Origin of the sequence: Methyloradius palustris (genome assembly GCF_019703875.1) — a bacterium.
Taxonomy (GTDB): domain Bacteria; phylum Pseudomonadota; class Gammaproteobacteria; order Burkholderiales; family Methylophilaceae; genus Methyloradius; species Methyloradius palustris.
The window spans coordinates 1925329-1941347 of sequence record NZ_AP024110.1 but is presented as its reverse complement, the minus strand read 5'-3'; the positions used below and the strand labels follow the sequence as shown (position 1 = coordinate 1941347).

Here is a 16019-nt window from a genome sequence, read left to right as displayed (position 1 = left end):
TGTTGTCTGGCCGATTAGCAATAAGGGTCGGCTTGCATCAGGTAATTTTGCACATAATCACACACGCCGTCTTCCAAGCTGTGGAAGGGCTGGGTATAACCAGCTGCGCGTAGTTTTTGCATGCTGGCTTCGGTGAAGTATTGGTATTTGCCATCCAGATCTTGCGGCATGTCGATATAGGTGATGGATGGTGTTTTGCTCATGCTGGACATCACGGCTGTGGCTAGATCCTTGAAAGCGCGTGCCTTGCCTGTGCCAATGTTGTAGATGCCAGAAGCGGCTTTGTTGATGAGGAAATGCACGACAATCGCCGCGGCATCTTTCACATAGACAAAGTCGCGTAGTTGCATGCCGTCAGCGTAGTCTGCACGGTTGCTCTTGAACAGTTTGACCGTCCCATGTTCCGTAAACTGCTTAAAACTATGCAAGGCCACACTGGCCATGCGTTCTTTGTGGTATTCGTTAGGGCCGTAGACATTGAAGAACTTGAAGCCTTGCCATTGCGGTGGCGATGCGAAGCCAGCTTTGACCTGGGTCAGTGCCCATTGATCAAAAAACTGCTTGGAATAGCCGTAGCCATTCAATGGACGCAGGGTATAGGTTTTGGTTTCGTCATCTTCATAGCCATGTTCGCCGCCGCCATAGGTAGCGGCTGAACTGGCGTAAATAAAGGGCACCTTGTTTTCTGCGCACCAAGCCCATAAATGCTGGCTGTAGCGGATATTTTCCTGCACCAATTTATTAAAGTCGCGTTCAGTAGTCGCGCTGATAGCGCCCATATGAATGACCGCTTCTACATCTTTGGCGGTGGCAAGCCAAGGCAGCAATTCGTCTTTATCCAGATAGTTGGCGTAACGACGGTGGCACAGGTTCTGCCATTGTTCGGTATGGGTGAAGCGATCGACAATCACAATGTCTTCACGTCCAAGGATAGTATTGAGGTGCCAGGCGATGATGCTACCTATCATGCCTGCGCCGCCAGTGATAACAATCATGTGTTTTTATGCTTGATAATTGAGCCGTCTAGTATAACAAACTGCCTAGCTTTTCGCGCCTAGAGAGATTGCGCGTGCTTTAGTCTGTTCCGCTGTCAGTTTTGCAGCATTTGCATCCCAATCCTTGCTTATCCATCCTTGCAGGTTTTCCAGCGCTATATCACACATGGCATGGATCCAGTCTTCACGCTCATTCAAGGCCGGGATGTAATGGAACTCACCACCACCGTTTTGCAGAAAGCTGGCTTTGCCTTCCATGGCGATTTCTTCTAGTGTTTCAAGGCAGTCGCTGGAAAAACCGGGGCAAATCACATCGATACGTTTCACTTTCTGTTTGCCTAATTCGTCCAACGTAGGTGCGAGGTAAGGTTTGAGCCATTCAGCTTTACCAAAGCGGGATTGAAAGCATACCATGTATTGGTCTTTGGTCAGGCCTAAAGCCTCCGCCAGCAAGCGTCCAGTTTTGTGGCACTCGCAATGATAGGGGTCGCCTTTATCTAGCGTGTAACGGGGCACACCGTGAAAACTCATGATCAGTTTTTCTGGGCGTCCATTCACAAACCAATAGTCATGTACGCTTTTAGCAAGTGCCGCAATGTAGGCGGGGTGGTCGTGATAATTACGAATAGTACGCACTGCGGGCATGTTGCGTGTTTTGAGCAGCACACGCCAGACAGCATCAAATGCAGAGGCGGTGCTACTCGCAGCATATTGCGGATAGAGCGGGAACACCAGAATACGATTGCATTGTTGTGCTGCCAGTTTTTCAATCGCGGATTCCATCGATGGGTTGCCATAGCTCATGCCAAGCTCAACTGCATAAGGTGAAGCAACGCGCTGGCTTAAAAAGCCTTGCAGCAATTTAGCTTGTTTTTGTGCGTGAACGAGTAATGGCGAGCCTTCTTTCGTCCAAACTTGGGCGTACTTTTCGGCGGATTTTTTCGGGCGCAGATTTAAAATGATGCCATTTAAGATTAGCCACCAAATGGCACGTGGAATCTCAACCACACGCCTGTCACTCAAGAACTGTTTCAGATAGCGGCGCAAGGCGGGCCCAGTAGGCGCATCAGGCGTACCAAGATTAGCCAGCAAAATGCCGACTTTAGGTTGGTGATGGTGGTCAAACGTAACAGTTTTTTTCATTCGGTTAACTTATTGATTGTTGGTGAGGCGAATAGCAGCGTTGAAATATAAGCGGATCAGAAGTTATCCAGTTTCTCGCCTGTTAATGTCTGAAAAATATAGTTTTGTAACATGACTCTTTGTTGAAACGGGATTTCGCCAAATTGAATGCCGTGTTGATAAATGGTTTTGCCATCTTCCTGTGTTTTTTCAACCACATTACGCAAGACACCTGGGATTGCAAAAAGTGCTTCGCCGCCTTCCATGCTTACCTTGAAAGACGTTTCAGTTTTGCTGTTGGCATCACCAGCGACTTTAGTAGCCTCAAACATCATGCCACCCATGCTCATATCTAAAATGCGGCCAGAAGTTTTACCGCTATCAGTTTGCTCAGCAGACATATTTGAAACCATTGCAATAATGCTGCAAGTGACCCGTTGATTATTTCGTATTTTGTTGGTGTAAGCTTCTCGTGGATATTTCAAATGCATATGAGGGTAGGGGCGGCTATAAACAACCTCTACCAAGCTGTTAAATGTGTAAACATTTTTTCCGCTGAAAAGTCTTACTGAGAAGCCTGTATTTTCTTTGATGAACATCACTTTTTCATCAATCATAGGCAAGGTGCAAATCAGACTACCTTTTTCTATGCCGCCGATATATTTCACAAAATACTGTACTGAGCCAGATTCATCGGCTAGCGGCTTTAATTGCAGGGTTTCGCCTAATTTGAGGTCGCGGTATGCCAGTTGTGTCGCTACTTCTTTTGCAGCCGTTTTTTCTGACTCCGCCGTGACGTCCGTTTTAGCTGTCGGTGCAGAGCCAGCCTTGACTGAACCCTGCACATACCTTTTATCTTGAAATAATATGATTGCTTGCAGCTTATCTACTTGGCTTTGGTTTTTCAGGGTGACGCCAGCTTGTACCAATAAATTGCCTTGAACATCATAAATCGCATGGGCCACAGGCACGCCGAGACGTATGCTGTCTTTGGGTAAAGGGCTCATTTCGATGGGTTTAGACATATTGATAATGACTAATGAGAAGACAACGCGCTGGATAACAATTTTGCCGTGATATCCACAATTGGAATCACTCGCTCGTACGCCATACGTGTTGGGCCAATCACGCCCACTGTGCCAACTACTGAGCCATCCACTTCATAGGGCGCTGTAACCATGCTGCACTCATCCAATGGCAGATAGCCAGACTCGCCACCTATGAAAATCTGTATGCCCTCGGCGCGCTGGCTATTGTCGAGCAATTGCATGAGCGAGGTGCGCCGCTCAAAAATCTCAAACAATTTACGCAGGGAAGTGACATTGGTGGATAAATCATCCACTTGCAATAAATTGCGTTCACCTGAGATCACGACATTATCTTTGTCGTCTTCTAGCACCTTGCCACTCGCTTCTAACGCAGCAGCCATCAAGCGTGTGATGTCGGATTGCATCTCCTTGAGTTCTTCGTGCAGTTTTTTCTGCACTTGCTCGAAGGTGCTACCAGAATAGTGCTGGTTAAAGAAATTAGTGGCTTGTGTCAGCTCACTGGCTGAGTAGGATTTTTCGGTGATGATGATGCGGTTCTGCACACTGCCATCTGAGGTGACGATAATCACCAGAATGCGTTTTTCAGAAAGCGGTAAAAACTCTAGGTGGCGAAACGCAATGCTCTTGCGTTTGGGAATCATCACCACGCCAGCAAACTGCGTCAGGCTTGAAAGTAACCCTGCCGCAGAAGAAATCAATTCTTGTGGATCGGGCGAAGATAACTCATGTTCCAAGCGTTTTATTTCCTGCAATTGCAGCGGCTTTACCGTGAGCAGTGTGTCAACAAAGAAGCGGTAGCCGCGCTGAGTAGGTATGCGGCCTGCAGAGGTGTGTGGGCTCACAATGAACCCTTGATCTTCGAGGTCCGACATCACATTGCGGATGGTAGCTGGGCTTAAATCCAGGCCAGATGATTGCGAAAGCGTGCGCGAGCCAACGGGTTGACCATCACTGATGTAATGTTCAACGAGTGTTTTAAGTAAGATTTGTGCGCGTTTATCTAACATAGGCTTTATGTGGGATATTAAATTGAAATTCCCTGATGATTTAATATGTTACATCATAAAATGATTGTAAAAACTGACTGCAAACAATTATCACATGTCCATAGGCTTGTGGTAATAGATATTACGACAACTTTAGCCTGAAACCTTAGTCTATCAGGCCAATATCGTCAGTCTCTCTATCCCGACCCAATTAACTATGATTTAATGCCAGCCATGAAAAGTGCTTTTCAAAAAGTCGCGCTCGTCGGCAAATATATGAACCCTGAAATGCGTGAGCAAATACTCGCGCTTGCAGGTTTTCTACTTAAGCAAAATATCAAAGTGGTGATTGAAGAAAGCACGGCGGCGCAATCTGATATTTTGGGGCACGAGATTGTCCATATTGATGCGATTGGTGCCTGTGCTGATTTGGCGATAGTGCTGGGTGGTGATGGCACCATGCTCACCGCCGCCCGTGCGCTACTTGACCATGATATTCCGCTGGTAGGCGTCAATCGTGGTCGCTTTGGTTTTCTCACAGATTTAAGCTCTGAATCCATGCTGGAAGGCATGGCTAAAATATTGGCGGGCGAATACAACATTGAGCAGCGCATGCTGTTAAGCGCGAGTATTCAATGTGACAACGAGATTGTTAGCCACGGCTATGCGCTAAATGACGTGGTGGTCAACAAGATGGGCATGTCGCGCCTGATCGAGCTGGAGGTCAATATCGATGAGCAGTTCGTACATAGACAGCGCTCGGATGGCTTGATTATTTCAACGCCTACAGGTACCACAGCCTATTCACTTTCTGCAGGTGGTCCGATACTCCACCCGGCACTAGATGCAATCGCGATAGTGCCTATTTGCCCCCATACCCTGAGCAATCGCCCAATCGCCATCAATGCATCAAGTAAGATAGATATCGTCTTGGTGCATACAGAAGATGCGGCTGTGCATTTCGATGGCCAGTTACATAAAGCGCTCAAGCAGGGTGATAGAGTGCTGGTGCAGCGCGCAGAGAAAACCGTCTCACTGTTACACCCGCTAGGCCATAGTCACTACGATATGCTGCGTGAGAAATTGCACTGGGGCTAGTTTTTCTGGTGTTTCAAGTGCTATTGGTTGTGTTTAATATTCCTGAATTATCATTTTGAGTAAAATTTAAGCAATGCTGCAAACGCTTTCTATTCGTGATTTTGTCATCGTTGATCAGTTGAACCTGGACTTTAGTTCAGGCTTCACTGTACTTACTGGCGAGACTGGTGCGGGAAAATCCATCCTGATTGATGCCTTGTCACTGGCCTTGGGTAGCCGTGGCGAAGGCGGGATTACGCGTGCAGGTTGTGAGCGCGCCGAAATCACGGCGGAGTTTGATATTCAATCGCTGCCAGAACTGCAAGCATGGCTACGCGAAAATGAATTGCACGGCGAGGATGGTCAGTCTAACCAATTGATGGCAAGGCGCATTATCTACGCCGATGGCCGCTCACGTGCATTCATCAACGGTTCTGCTGCAACTATCCAACAATTACGTGAAGCAGGCGAATTCCTCGTTGATATATACAGCCAGCACGCTCATCACTCTTTGCTCAAAACCAGTTATCAACGACAGACGCTGGATCAGTTTGCTGGCTTGACTGAAACGGCTAACCAAGTTTCAGCGCTTTATCGCGCCTGGTTTATCTTGCATCAACGACGCACAGAAATGGAAAAAAACGCTGCGGCCTATGCTGATGAGTTGGCGGAACTGCGCGACCAAGTGCGTGAGCTCGCAAATCTCAATTTTGTCGCGGATGAATGGGACGCTTTGCAACAAGAGCATAGCCGCTTATCAAATGGCGCAAGCTTGCTGGCAGGCGCCGAGTTAGTGCGTGATTTATTGAATGAATCAGAGGTTTCAGCGCTACATCAACTGAATACGGCACAACATAAATTGCAGAATATGGTCGAGCATGATGCCAGCTTGCGAGAAGCCCTCGACACACTAGATTCTGCGATTATCCAACTTGAAGAAACAGACCGTTTTTTAAATCGTTATCTGCAACGCACTGAGCTAGACCCAGAGCGGCTTTCCGAGGTGGAAACACGTATTCATACGATATACGATGCTGCCCGTAAATACCGGATTCGCCCTGAAGAGTTGTCTGTTTTGTTTGCTGAAAAGCAGGCGCGCATGGCTGAACTGGAAGAAAGCGTGATGGATGGCGAGCTTGCCAAAAAAGAAGCTGCTGCAAACGCTGAGTTCTTGAGTTTGGCAAAAAAGCTGAGTGAAGCGCGCAAATCAGCTGCAGAGAGTCTCAGCCAGAAAATCACTGTAGAAATGCAACGCCTTGCATTAGCTGGCGGTATTTTTTCCGTGAACCTCGTACCGCAGCCAGCTACTGCAACTGGCTTGGAAGAAGTAGAGTTTCTAGTTGCTGGCCACGCAGGCGTAGCGCCAAGGCCGCTATCAAAAGTGGCTTCTGGCGGCGAGCTTTCGCGTATCAGCCTAGCGATTCGCGTGGTCACGGCTCAGCAAGGCGATATTCCTACCATGATTTTTGATGAAGTCGACGTTGGTATTGGCGGCGGTGTGGCAGAAATTGTGGGGCAGCTACTTAATCAGCTGGGCCAGAAACGTCAGATATTAGTGATTACCCATTTGCCGCAAGTCGCAGCACAAGGCTTGCAGCATTTGAGAGTGAGTAAGGCGCTAAAAGATGGTGCTACTTTGAGCAGTATTGCGCCCTTGGATGATTCGGAACGTATCGAAGAAATCGCGCGGATGCTGGGTGGTGTGGAAATCACTGAAACTACACGCCAACATGCGCAAGAGATGTTGCATCTCAAGCGCTAACTCGATATCCGCAAGTAAGAATTTAAGCCTTATGTGGGCAGGGTTGTTTGGTGCAAATGCCGTAGATATAGAGTGAGTGCTCCTGAATAGTGAATCCACGCTCGCTGGCGGCTAGCTTTTGGCGTTTTTCAATTTCTTCATCGCAGAATTCTTCTACCCTACCACACTTGATACATACGATATGGTCGTGATGACCGCCTTGATTCAATTCAAAAACAGCTTTGCCGCTTTCAAAGTGATGGCGCACTAGTAAGCCGGCCTGTTCAAACTGGGTTAGTACACGATAGACGGTTGCAAGCCCAACATCTTCGCCTGTCGTCAGTAGTATTTTATAAACATCTTCTGCCGACAGGTGGCGGTCTTTACTGTTTTCAAACAGGCTCAATACTTTGAGTCGAGGCAGGGTGGCTTTGAGGCCAGCATTCTTTAATTCGTCGGGATCACGCATCATTTATCTCGCATCATTCAATTCTTGAGTGGCTATTCTTTTCAACATCATTTACTGCCACTATTTATGGGGACTGGTGTTGGGTTGATTGCTGTCGTGTTATATTAACGCCATTTATCGCTAAAGTCATGGTAATGCGTCATACAATTATTCTACTCGCACTCATTTGCACTGCTTGCAGTTCATCACTGCCGTCTATCAGGCCTTACCGCATGGAGATTCAGCAGGGCAATGTTGTCACCTCCAAAATGATGCTGCAATTGCGCCCAGGTATGAACAAGTCGCAAGTGAAATTCGTAATGGGCACGCCGCTAATTCAAGACAGTTTCCACAAAGACCGCTGGGATTATTTCTATCAATTGCGGAAAGATGGAAGAATCGTTGAGCAGCGTCGCGTTATTCTAGAGTTTGATGGTGATGCCCTGAAACGTGTGCGTGGTGATGTTGTGCCTGCCGATAGAGGAGAAGCGGTCGCTGCAACCCCAACACCAGAAGCGCCAGCAAAAGTGGAAGAGAAAAAAGGCCTTGATAAACTCAAGTTCTGGGAAAAAAATCAGCAACCAGAGACTGCGCCACAAGCTGCGCCTAAAGAGTTGGTGAACCCTGACCTGGTGAATCCTCCAGCAGCTGCAACAGCTAAAGCGCAACAGCCTAAAGCTGAGGTTGCGCCAGTTGTAGTGCCTCCAGTGGAGTCTGGTTCTGCTGCAGTTAGTACAGCACCACTTGCCGCGCCTGTTGAAGTGCCGAAGCCAGTTGCGCCATCTGCTAAATCAGCAGCCCCTATTGTTGCGCCAGTAGAAAGTAAATCTCTGCCTGCGGTTGAGCCTAAGCCTGCTGCGGCAGTTGAGGCTGAATCTAAGCCAGTTGCAACGCAAAGCAAACCAGCCGCTGCCCCAGCTAAACCTGAGCAGGATTTGCCACCAGAAGGTGAGCCAGGCTACTTTGAGCGCATGCTGGAAAAGATCGGTTTTTAATTTTCAGTGGCAGCTAGTTTTTGTGGTTTTTAAAGTTAGCTGTCACTAAGAAACCCGTTTCTCATGGCCTGTATAAACAGGCTTAATCATCTTAAATTAAGTTCTATTCATATGTTAAAAGTCGTTATCGCTGGATGTTCTGGCCGTATGGGCCATGCCCTGCTCGAAGGCGTGTTCGCCGATGAGGGTCTCACTCTGCACGGCGCACTGGATCGTGCCGATAGCGTGCAAATCGGCCATGATGCAGGCGAGCAGTTTGGAAAAACTACTGGCGTTAAAATCAGTCATGACGTTCATGCTGCGCTGCAAGGCGCAGATGTTATGGTGGACTTCACCCGGCCAGACGCCAGCCTTGAGTATATTGCGGCATGTCGGGAAGCCAAGGTCAAGCTGGTAATTGGTACCACTGGGTTTTCCGCTGAACAAAAGCAGGTGATTGAATCAGCCGCGCAAGATATTGCGATTGTGTTTGCACCAAATATGAGTGTGGGAGTCACCCTCCTAATTAATCTTGTTCAGGCCGCAGCCAAGGTGCTGGCTGATGGTTACGATATTGAAATCATTGAAGCGCATCACCGGCATAAAGTTGATGCGCCGTCAGGTACAGCGCTCAGGCTCGGTGAAGCTGCTGCTTCTGCCTTGGGTCGTGATTTGGCTGAATGTGCTGTTTATGGCCGTGAAGGCGTTACAGGTGAGCGTGATGCCAATACCATCGGCTTTGCCACGGTGCGTGGTGGTGATGTGGTGGGTGATCACACAGTATTGTTTGCAGGCATCGGCGAACGTGTGGAGCTCACGCACAAAGCTTCCAGCCGTGCTACTTTTGCTCTAGGCGCTTTACGTGCAGCCAAGTTTTTACAGAGTAAAAATACTGGTCTCTACGATATGCGAGACGTGCTGGCTCTCAAATAAACAATTCGCTGGCGTCAGATTTCAAGTCAAAAGCTGCTATTCACGTTTGATGAGCGGCCTCTTTTGGGCTATAATGGCAATATATTAAAGCGGGGTACAGGTGATGAGCCAGCCCCGCTTTGCGTATCTGCTACTAACCCGTCATCGCACGGGTCTCGTACTTAAAATATAACTGAAAACAAGGGGTTAGAACGTGCCGCAACACACGCCAGCCATGTTAGTTCTTGCTGATGGAACTGTGTTTCGTGGTATTTCTATTGGTGCCCAAGGCAGTACAGTTGGTGAGGTGGTATTCAACACCTCAATGACCGGCTATCAAGAAATTCTCACTGATCCCTCCTACACCAAACAGATTGTTACCTTAACTTATCCCCATATCGGTAATACCGGTGTCAATGATGAAGATGTAGAGTCTGGCAGCGTGTATGCCAGTGGCCTGATTATTCGTAACCTACCTTTAACCGAAAGCAACTGGCGCAGTCAGCAAACCCTTTCCGATTATCTCGTCGCCAATAATATTGTCGCTATTTCCGACATTGATACACGCAAACTGACGCGTATTCTTCGTGAAAAAGGCGCGCAGGCTGGCTGTATTCTCGCTGGTGAAGATAATGAGCAGAAGGCGCTAGAGTTAGCTCGTGGCTTCCCAGGTTTGGCGGGAATGGATTTGGCTAAAGTCGTTAGCTGTGAAATATCATACGAGTTTGAGCAAGGTGAATGGGTTCTTGGTAAGGGTTATACCCAATCTACAAGCCGTCAGCACCATGTCGTTGCTTTTGATTACGGTGTTAAACGTAACATTTTGCGCATGTTGGTCACACGCGGTTGCAAGGTGACCGTGTTGCCAGCGCAAGCCACTGCTGAAGAGGCTTTGGCGCTTAATCCTGATGGCATCTTTTTAAGCAATGGCCCTGGCGATCCTGAGCCATGTGATTATGCAATCAAGGCAATTGCAACGTTGGTGGATACAGGGATTCCTACTTTTGGTATTTGCCTTGGCCACCAACTATTGGGTCTTGCCAGTGGCGCTAAAACAATCAAGATGAAATTCGGCCATCACGGTGCAAACCATCCAGTACAAGATACTGAAGACAAACGCGTATTCATCACTAGCCAGAACCACGGCTTTGCGGTTGATCCAGCGACCTTGCCAGCGAATGTCAAAACCACGCATGTCTCTCTATTCGATGGCAGCTTGCAGGGCATTGCACGTACTGATAAGCCCGCATTCAGCTTTCAGGGGCACCCTGAGGCCAGTCCTGGCCCTACCGAAATGAGTTACCTGTTTGATCGATTCATCGATTTAATGAAACAGCATAAGCAATAAAGGCTTTGAATTAAACACCATGGCTAAACGCACAGACATTAAAAGTATTCTGATTATCGGCGCAGGGCCTATTGTCATCGGGCAAGCTTGCGAGTTCGACTATTCAGGCGCGCAGGCCTGTAAAGCCTTGCGTGAAGAAGGGTACCGTGTGATTCTGGTTAACTCTAATCCAGCGACTATCATGACCGACCCGGAAATGGCAGACGCAACCTACATTGAGCCAGTAACCTGGCAAATGGTTGAAAAAATCATCGCGATTGAAAAGCCAGATGCTTTGTTGCCAACCATGGGCGGGCAGACTGCGCTAAACTGCGCACTGGATTTGGCCAAGCACGGCGTGCTGGAAAAATACAATGTAGAGCTGATTGGCGCTAGTAAAGAGGCTATCGACAAAGCCGAAGATCGTGAAAAATTCAAGCACGCGATGACCAAGATTGGTCTGGGTTCAGCACGTTCTTCTGTGGCGCATAGCCTTGAAGAGGCCTTGCAGGTGCAAGCCTCTATCGGCTACCCAGCGATTATTCGTCCTTCATTCACCATGGGCGGTAGCGGCGGCGGTATTGCCTACAACCGTGAAGAGTTTCTTGCCATTTGTGAACGTGGTCTTGAGGCTTCGCCTACTCATGAGTTGCTGATTGAAGAGTCTCTACTCGGCTGGAAAGAATACGAGATGGAGGTAGTGCGTGATAGCAAAGATAACTGCATCATCATCTGCTCTATTGAGAATCTGGACCCGATGGGCGTGCATACTGGCGACTCGATTACCGTCGCCCCTGCACAGACGCTGACTGATAAAGAATACCAGGTCATGCGTAATGCCTCGCTGGCGGTATTGCGTGAGATCGGCGTGGATACTGGTGGTTCTAACGTGCAGTTTGCCATCAATCCTGATGATGGTCGCATGATTGTGATTGAGATGAATCCGCGTGTATCTCGTTCATCAGCCTTGGCTTCAAAAGCCACTGGTTTCCCTATTGCTAAAGTGGCAGCCAAGCTAGCTGTGGGCTTTACATTAGATGAACTCAGGAATGAAATTACTGGTGGCGCAACTCCAGTTTCGTTTGAGCCATCAATCGATTATGTAGTGACCAAGATTCCACGTTTTGCCTTTGAAAAATTCCCGCAAGCAGACTCACGCCTGACTACGCAGATGAAGTCAGTGGGCGAAGTCATGGCCATTGGTCGTACTTTCCAGGAATCTTTCCAGAAAGCTCTGCGCGGCCTTGAGGTTGGCGTAGATGGTCTTGATGAAAAAACGACTGATATTGATTTAATCCAGAAAGAACTTGGCGAGCCTGGCCCGGAGCGCATCTGGTACGTGGGTGATGCTTTCCGTAATGGTTTGACGGTTGATCAGGTACATGATCACTCCAAGATCGATAAATGGTTCTTGGTGCAGATCTCCGATATTATTCAGCGTGAACAAGCCCTTAAAGGTCGCCAATTGGCTGATTTGGATAAGCACGCGGTCTATCAGCTTAAACGCCGTGGTTTTTCGGATAGGCGACTAGCTAAATTGTTAGCTACAGACCAGCATGCAGTGCGTGCTTATCGCCAAGCGTTGAATGTACGACCTGTGTATAAACGTGTTGATACTTGCGCGGCTGAATTCGCAACGAATACCGCTTACATGTATTCCACCTACGAAGAAGAGTGCGAATCACTGCCTAGTAACCGTAAAAAAATCATGGTACTTGGCGGTGGCCCAAACAGAATCGGTCAAGGGATTGAGTTCGATTATTGCTGCGTGCATGCTGCCTTTGCCATGCGCGAAGATGGTTATGAAACCATCATGGTCAACTGTAACCCTGAGACGGTTTCTACCGATTACGACACTTCAGACCGCCTGTATTTTGAGCCAGTAACGCTTGAAGATGTGCTGGAAATCGTTGCGATTGAAAAGCCAGTTGGCGTGATTGTGCAATATGGTGGTCAAACCCCATTGAAGCTCGCGCGTGACCTGGAAAAAGCTGGGGTGCCTATTATTGGTACTTCACCAGACGCGATTGACCGCGCTGAAGACCGTGAGCGTTTCCAGCAAATGTTGCAGGAGCTTGGTCTTAAACAGCCACCAAACCGCACAGCAAGGACGCCAGAAGAGGCAATACGCTTAGCATTGGAGATCGGCTATCCGCTGGTTGTACGTCCATCCTATGTGTTGGGCGGCCGTGCTATGGAAATCGTCCATGAACAGGCACAACTCGAGCGCTATATGCGTGAGGCGGTAAAAGTCTCAAATGAGTCGCCAGTGTTGCTGGATCGATTCCTCAATGACGCGCTAGAAGTCGATGTCGACGCCTTGTGCGACGGTGAAGAAGTCATCATCGGCGGTATCATGGAACATATTGAGCAGGCTGGTGTTCACTCTGGCGACTCTGCTTGCTCATTGCCACCTTATAGTCTTTCTAAAGAAATTCAGGATGAGTTGCGCGTACAGACCGTGCAAATGGCTAAAGCCTTGGGTGTAGTAGGCCTGATGAACGTGCAGTTCGCGATTCAGGGCGACACGGTATTCGTGCTTGAAGTGAATCCTAGAGCATCTCGTACAGTGCCTTTTGTATCAAAAGCTTGCGGATTACAGTTGGCCAAGATTGCCGCGCGTTGCATGACGGGCGTCAAGCTTAGAGATCAAGGCGTGACTAAAGAGATTATCCCGCCGTTTTATTCTGTGAAAGAAGCGGTGTTCCCGTTCATTAAATTCCCTGGCGTGGATACCATCTTAGGCCCTGAGATGAAGTCCACGGGTGAAGTGATGGGTGTAGGCCGTACCTTCGCCGAGGCCTTTGTTAAGGCCCAATTAGGTTCGGGCGATAAATTACCTAAAGGCGGCAAGGCGTTCATCAGTGTGCGCCGTGAAGATCGTGAGCGCGTGGTTGAGATTGCACAGGCATTGGTCGATTTAGGGTTTCAGTTATCCGCTACTCGCGGTACGGCTGGTGCACTCGCTGCTGCTGGCCTGAAAGTCAGCCCGGTGAATAAAGTGACAGAAGGTCGTCCGCATATTGTTGATATGATCAAGAATGGTGAGATCAGTTTTATTGTCAATGTGGTGGATGACAAGCGTGCAGTGCATGATTCCTATGCGATTCGCCGTAGTGCATTGCAGCAAAAAGTGACCTATTACACTACGCTAGCTGGCTCAAAAGCAGCTTGTATCGGCATGGCGCATATGCAGGAGCTAGAGGTCCAATCGCTGCAAAGCTTGCATAAACAGCTCCCCCAGTAATAAGATACGTTCATCAAAACCACGCCTTTAAGCCAAACGGCACTGAGGGTGTGGTTTTTGTTTTATATGTTTTTGCTTTAAGGTCGAAAGAATATGAACCAGATTCCAGTAACAGTAATAGGCGCCGAACTTTTAAAGGCTGAACTACAACGTCTGCGCAGCACAGACAGGCCTTATATTATCCAGGCGATTGCCGAAGCTCGTGCGCAAGGCGATTTGTCAGAAAATGCAGAATATGATGCTGCAAAAGAGCGCCAAAGCTTTATCGAGGGCCGTATTTCTGAGATTGAAGCCAAGCTTTCTAATGCCCATATTATTGACCCTCGCACTTTGAATGCTGAGGGTCGTTGCGTATTTGGCGCAACGATTGAAGTTGAGGATTTGGATAGCGGCGATGTTTCTACCTACCAGATCGTGGGCGATGATGAAGCCGATATTAAAAGCGGAAAAATCTCAATCAGTTCACCGATTGCCCGTGGCTTGATAGGAAAGTCTGTAGGTGATGTGGCTGAAGTGATGGCCCCAGCAGGTTTGCGTGAATATGAAATTCTGGATGTGAAGTACATCTAATGCAGCACTGGTCAGACAAGCTTTCGCTGTTAATCATCACGCTGTGGGTGGGCGCGCTGTGGGCGATAGGTTATTTGGCTGCGCCTGTATTATTTTATGCGCTGGATGATAAACAGCTAGCAGGTATGTTGGCCGGCAAGATGTTCACTCTGGTGGCGTATGTGGGAATCGGCAGTGGCTTTTATTTGCTGATACAGCGCTTGGCACGGGCGGGCACTTCCGCGCTTAAGCAGTCATTCTTTTGGGCGGTGTTCTTGATGTTGGTACTAGCGTTGATAGGCCATTTTGGTATTCAGCCCATTATTGCCCAGCTAAAAGCACAGGCTTTGCCAGCGGACGTTATGAATAGTGTGTTTGCCAGCAGGTTTAAAACTTGGCATGGCGTTGCTAGTATTGCTTATTTGGTACAAAGCTTGTTGGGTGTAGTCCTGATACTTAAGGCTAACCGCTAAGTCTTTAACGGCCGCATTAAGTAACCGTTTTATTTTGGCAATACGATTTTAGATTTTTCGGTGGCGCGGTAAATGACTAGCTGCTTGCCGATATGGTGAACTGCGGTTGCATTAGTTTTCTCACAAATTTCTTCCAGCATTTGAATGCGTGCAGTGCGGTCATCACCAAATATTTTGATCTTGATCAATTCATGCGCTTTCAGGCTCACTTCAATCTCGTTCAACACCTTTTCGGTCAAGCCATTGTTGCCCACCATGACCACTGGACTAAGACTTTGGGCTAATCCACGTAGATGGCTGATTTGTTTGGTGCTGTATGCTGGTGTTGGTTTAGTATCTGACATGGCGTTTAATGGTCGTTATTTATTCTGTTAATTAAAATGAATAACTATCTTATCTCATTGATTCAAAAAGGGCTCGCAGTCTATCACATACGTCTATTAAATAGATAGAGCAGTCATTAGATAGCGCAAAACTGGCAAATGAAAAGAACCCGAACCAGCAAAGGCTGGATGCAAGAACATTTGAATGATGAGTACGTAAAACGTGCACATCGTGATGGCTATCGCGCACGTGCTGCCTATAAACTGATGGAGATTGATGATAAGGATCATCTGATCAAGCCAGGCATGACGATTGTTGATCTGGGCGCTACGCCAGGCAGTTGGTCCCAAGTTGCGCGGCAGCGTTTAAAAGAGCATGGGCGCATCATCGCGCTGGATATATTAGAAATGTCACCTATTCCAGGTGTTGATTTTATTCAGGGTGATTTTCGTGAAGAGTCAGTACTGAAACAGCTTGAAGAAAAATTAAATAACAAGCCAATAGACCTTGTAATTGCAGATATGGCGCCCAATATAAGCGGTATTAGTTCGGTTGATCAGGCGAATGCAGCCTACCTGACTGAGCTAGCATTGGATTTTAGTTTGAAATGGCTGAAACCGGGCGGCAACTTACTGGTCAAAGTTTTCATTGGGTCTGGTTTTGAAGAAATCGTGCAAAACATGCGTACTGGCTTTGAAAAAGTCGCAACGCGCAAACCCAAAGCCTCGCGTGATCGTAGTAGTGAAGTTTTTCTATTAGGGTCGCATCGCAAATAGCGGCGAAAGCATTAGTCAC

Annotated in this window: 15 protein-coding genes; 9 read left to right on the top strand and 6 right to left on the bottom strand. The window is 47.9% G+C overall.

Going from position 1 to position 16019, the window contains the following annotated elements; translation table 11 throughout:
- Positions 1 to 14 precede the first annotated feature (14 nt).
- The 4 genes from rfaD to hrcA are packed head-to-tail and all read right to left on the bottom strand — an operon-like array spanning position 15 to position 4173.
- Positions 15 to 995: an ADP-glyceromanno-heptose 6-epimerase gene (rfaD, locus tag ZMTM_RS09370; protein WP_221763625.1), complete on the bottom strand. Its 981-nt coding sequence runs from the start codon at positions 993 to 995 to the stop codon at positions 15 to 17.
- Between the two features lie 45 nt (positions 996 to 1040).
- Positions 1041 to 2138 (bottom strand): ferrochelatase, encoded by a 1098-nt coding sequence (gene hemH / locus ZMTM_RS09365; RefSeq protein ID WP_221763624.1) that lies wholly within the window; start codon positions 2136 to 2138, stop codon positions 1041 to 1043.
- Positions 2139 to 2194: 56 nt separating this feature from the next.
- On the bottom strand, positions 2195 to 3142 hold the full coding sequence (locus ZMTM_RS09360; protein WP_221763623.1) for a flagellar brake protein: 948 nt from the start codon (positions 3140 to 3142) through the stop codon (positions 2195 to 2197).
- Between the two features lie 11 nt (positions 3143 to 3153).
- Positions 3154 to 4173, bottom strand: a complete 1020-nt coding sequence (gene hrcA, locus ZMTM_RS09355) for a heat-inducible transcriptional repressor HrcA (RefSeq protein ID WP_221763622.1) — start codon at positions 4171 to 4173, stop codon at positions 3154 to 3156.
- A 213-nt stretch (positions 4174 to 4386) separates the two neighbouring features.
- On the opposite strand from hrcA, the gene ZMTM_RS09350 reads away from it, so the two are divergent.
- Together ZMTM_RS09350 and recN are read left to right on the top strand one after the other, a co-directional pair.
- A complete protein-coding gene (locus ZMTM_RS09350) occupies positions 4387 to 5250 on the top strand; it encodes an NAD kinase (RefSeq protein WP_318840492.1) in 864 nt (287 codons plus the stop codon).
- A gap of 73 nt (positions 5251 to 5323) precedes the next feature.
- Entirely contained in the window at positions 5324 to 6991 is a 1668-nt protein-coding gene (gene recN, locus ZMTM_RS09345; protein ID WP_221763620.1) for a DNA repair protein RecN, read from the top strand.
- Between the two features lie 22 nt (positions 6992 to 7013).
- Here the strand turns inward: recN and fur are convergent, their stop codons facing one another.
- Positions 7014 to 7439 carry a ferric iron uptake transcriptional regulator gene (fur, locus tag ZMTM_RS09340; protein WP_221765669.1) on the bottom strand — a complete coding sequence of 142 codons (426 nt, stop codon included), beginning with the start codon at positions 7437 to 7439 and terminating at the stop codon, positions 7014 to 7016.
- A 134-nt stretch (positions 7440 to 7573) separates the two neighbouring features.
- On the opposite strand from fur, the gene bamE reads away from it, so the two are divergent.
- The 6 genes from bamE to ZMTM_RS09310 all read left to right on the top strand — a co-directional run bounded on the left by bamE (position 7574) and on the right by ZMTM_RS09310 (position 14900).
- Positions 7574 to 8413 carry an outer membrane protein assembly factor BamE gene (gene bamE, locus ZMTM_RS09335; RefSeq protein WP_225907002.1) on the top strand — a complete coding sequence of 280 codons (840 nt, stop codon included), beginning with the start codon at positions 7574 to 7576 and terminating at the stop codon, positions 8411 to 8413.
- Between the two features lie 111 nt (positions 8414 to 8524).
- Positions 8525 to 9325, top strand: a complete 801-nt coding sequence (gene dapB / locus ZMTM_RS09330) for a 4-hydroxy-tetrahydrodipicolinate reductase (protein ID WP_221763618.1) — start codon at positions 8525 to 8527, stop codon at positions 9323 to 9325.
- A 214-nt stretch (positions 9326 to 9539) separates the two neighbouring features.
- A complete protein-coding gene (gene carA, locus ZMTM_RS09325; protein ID WP_404804708.1) occupies positions 9540 to 10652 on the top strand; it encodes a glutamine-hydrolyzing carbamoyl-phosphate synthase small subunit in 1113 nt (370 codons plus the stop codon).
- Positions 10653 to 10671: 19 nt separating this feature from the next.
- Entirely contained in the window at positions 10672 to 13878 is a 3207-nt protein-coding gene (carB, locus tag ZMTM_RS09320) for a carbamoyl-phosphate synthase large subunit (RefSeq protein WP_221763616.1), read from the top strand.
- 93 nt (positions 13879 to 13971) lie between these two features.
- On the top strand, positions 13972 to 14448 hold the full coding sequence (gene greA / locus ZMTM_RS09315) for a transcription elongation factor GreA (protein ID WP_221763615.1): 477 nt from the start codon (positions 13972 to 13974) through the stop codon (positions 14446 to 14448).
- On the top strand, positions 14448 to 14900 hold the full coding sequence (locus ZMTM_RS09310) for a DUF4149 domain-containing protein (RefSeq protein ID WP_221763614.1): 453 nt from the start codon (positions 14448 to 14450) through the stop codon (positions 14898 to 14900). Before greA ends, ZMTM_RS09310 begins: the two co-directional genes overlap by 1 nt.
- 29 nt (positions 14901 to 14929) lie before the next feature.
- Here ZMTM_RS09310 and yhbY read toward each other — a convergent pair whose 3' ends face one another.
- Complete coding sequence (gene yhbY, locus ZMTM_RS09305) at positions 14930 to 15244, bottom strand: ribosome assembly RNA-binding protein YhbY (protein WP_221763613.1); 315 nt, start codon at positions 15242 to 15244, stop codon at positions 14930 to 14932.
- A 138-nt stretch (positions 15245 to 15382) separates the two neighbouring features.
- Between yhbY and ZMTM_RS09300 the strand changes: the two genes are divergently transcribed.
- Positions 15383 to 16000, top strand: coding sequence for an RlmE family RNA methyltransferase (locus tag ZMTM_RS09300; RefSeq protein ID WP_221763612.1), 618 nt, complete (start codon positions 15383 to 15385; stop codon positions 15998 to 16000).
- The last annotated feature ends 19 nt before the right edge of the window (positions 16001 to 16019 follow it).

Bases quoted from the DNA above. Each gene is read 5' to 3' on its own strand.
- carB (WP_221763616.1), top strand. From the start codon at position 10,672: ATGGCTAAACGCACAGACATTAAAAGTATTCTGATTATCGGCGCAGGG.
- bamE (WP_225907002.1), top strand. From the start codon at position 7,574: ATGCGTCATACAATTATTCTACTCGCACTCATTTGCACTGCTTGCAGT.
- ZMTM_RS09360 (WP_221763623.1), bottom strand. From the start codon at position 3,142: ATGTCTAAACCCATCGAAATGAGCCCTTTACCCAAAGACAGCATACGT.
- fur (WP_221765669.1), bottom strand. From the start codon at position 7,439: ATGCGTGATCCCGACGAATTAAAGAATGCTGGCCTCAAAGCCACCCTG.
- ZMTM_RS09310 (WP_221763614.1), top strand. From the start codon at position 14,448: ATGCAGCACTGGTCAGACAAGCTTTCGCTGTTAATCATCACGCTGTGG.
- yhbY (WP_221763613.1), bottom strand. From the start codon at position 15,244: ATGTCAGATACTAAACCAACACCAGCATACAGCACCAAACAAATCAGC.
- ZMTM_RS09350 (WP_318840492.1), top strand. From the start codon at position 4,387: ATGAAAAGTGCTTTTCAAAAAGTCGCGCTCGTCGGCAAATATATGAAC.
- greA (WP_221763615.1), top strand. From the start codon at position 13,972: ATGAACCAGATTCCAGTAACAGTAATAGGCGCCGAACTTTTAAAGGCT.
- hemH (WP_221763624.1), bottom strand. From the start codon at position 2,138: ATGAAAAAAACTGTTACGTTTGACCACCATCACCAACCTAAAGTCGGC.
- rfaD (WP_221763625.1), bottom strand. From the start codon at position 995: ATGATTGTTATCACTGGCGGCGCAGGCATGATAGGTAGCATCATCGCC.
- hrcA (WP_221763622.1), bottom strand. From the start codon at position 4,173: ATGTTAGATAAACGCGCACAAATCTTACTTAAAACACTCGTTGAACAT.
- dapB (WP_221763618.1), top strand. From the start codon at position 8,525: ATGTTAAAAGTCGTTATCGCTGGATGTTCTGGCCGTATGGGCCATGCC.
- carA (WP_404804708.1), top strand. From the start codon at position 9,540: ATGTTAGTTCTTGCTGATGGAACTGTGTTTCGTGGTATTTCTATTGGT.
- recN (WP_221763620.1), top strand. From the start codon at position 5,324: ATGCTGCAAACGCTTTCTATTCGTGATTTTGTCATCGTTGATCAGTTG.
- ZMTM_RS09300 (WP_221763612.1), top strand. From the start codon at position 15,383: ATGAAAAGAACCCGAACCAGCAAAGGCTGGATGCAAGAACATTTGAAT.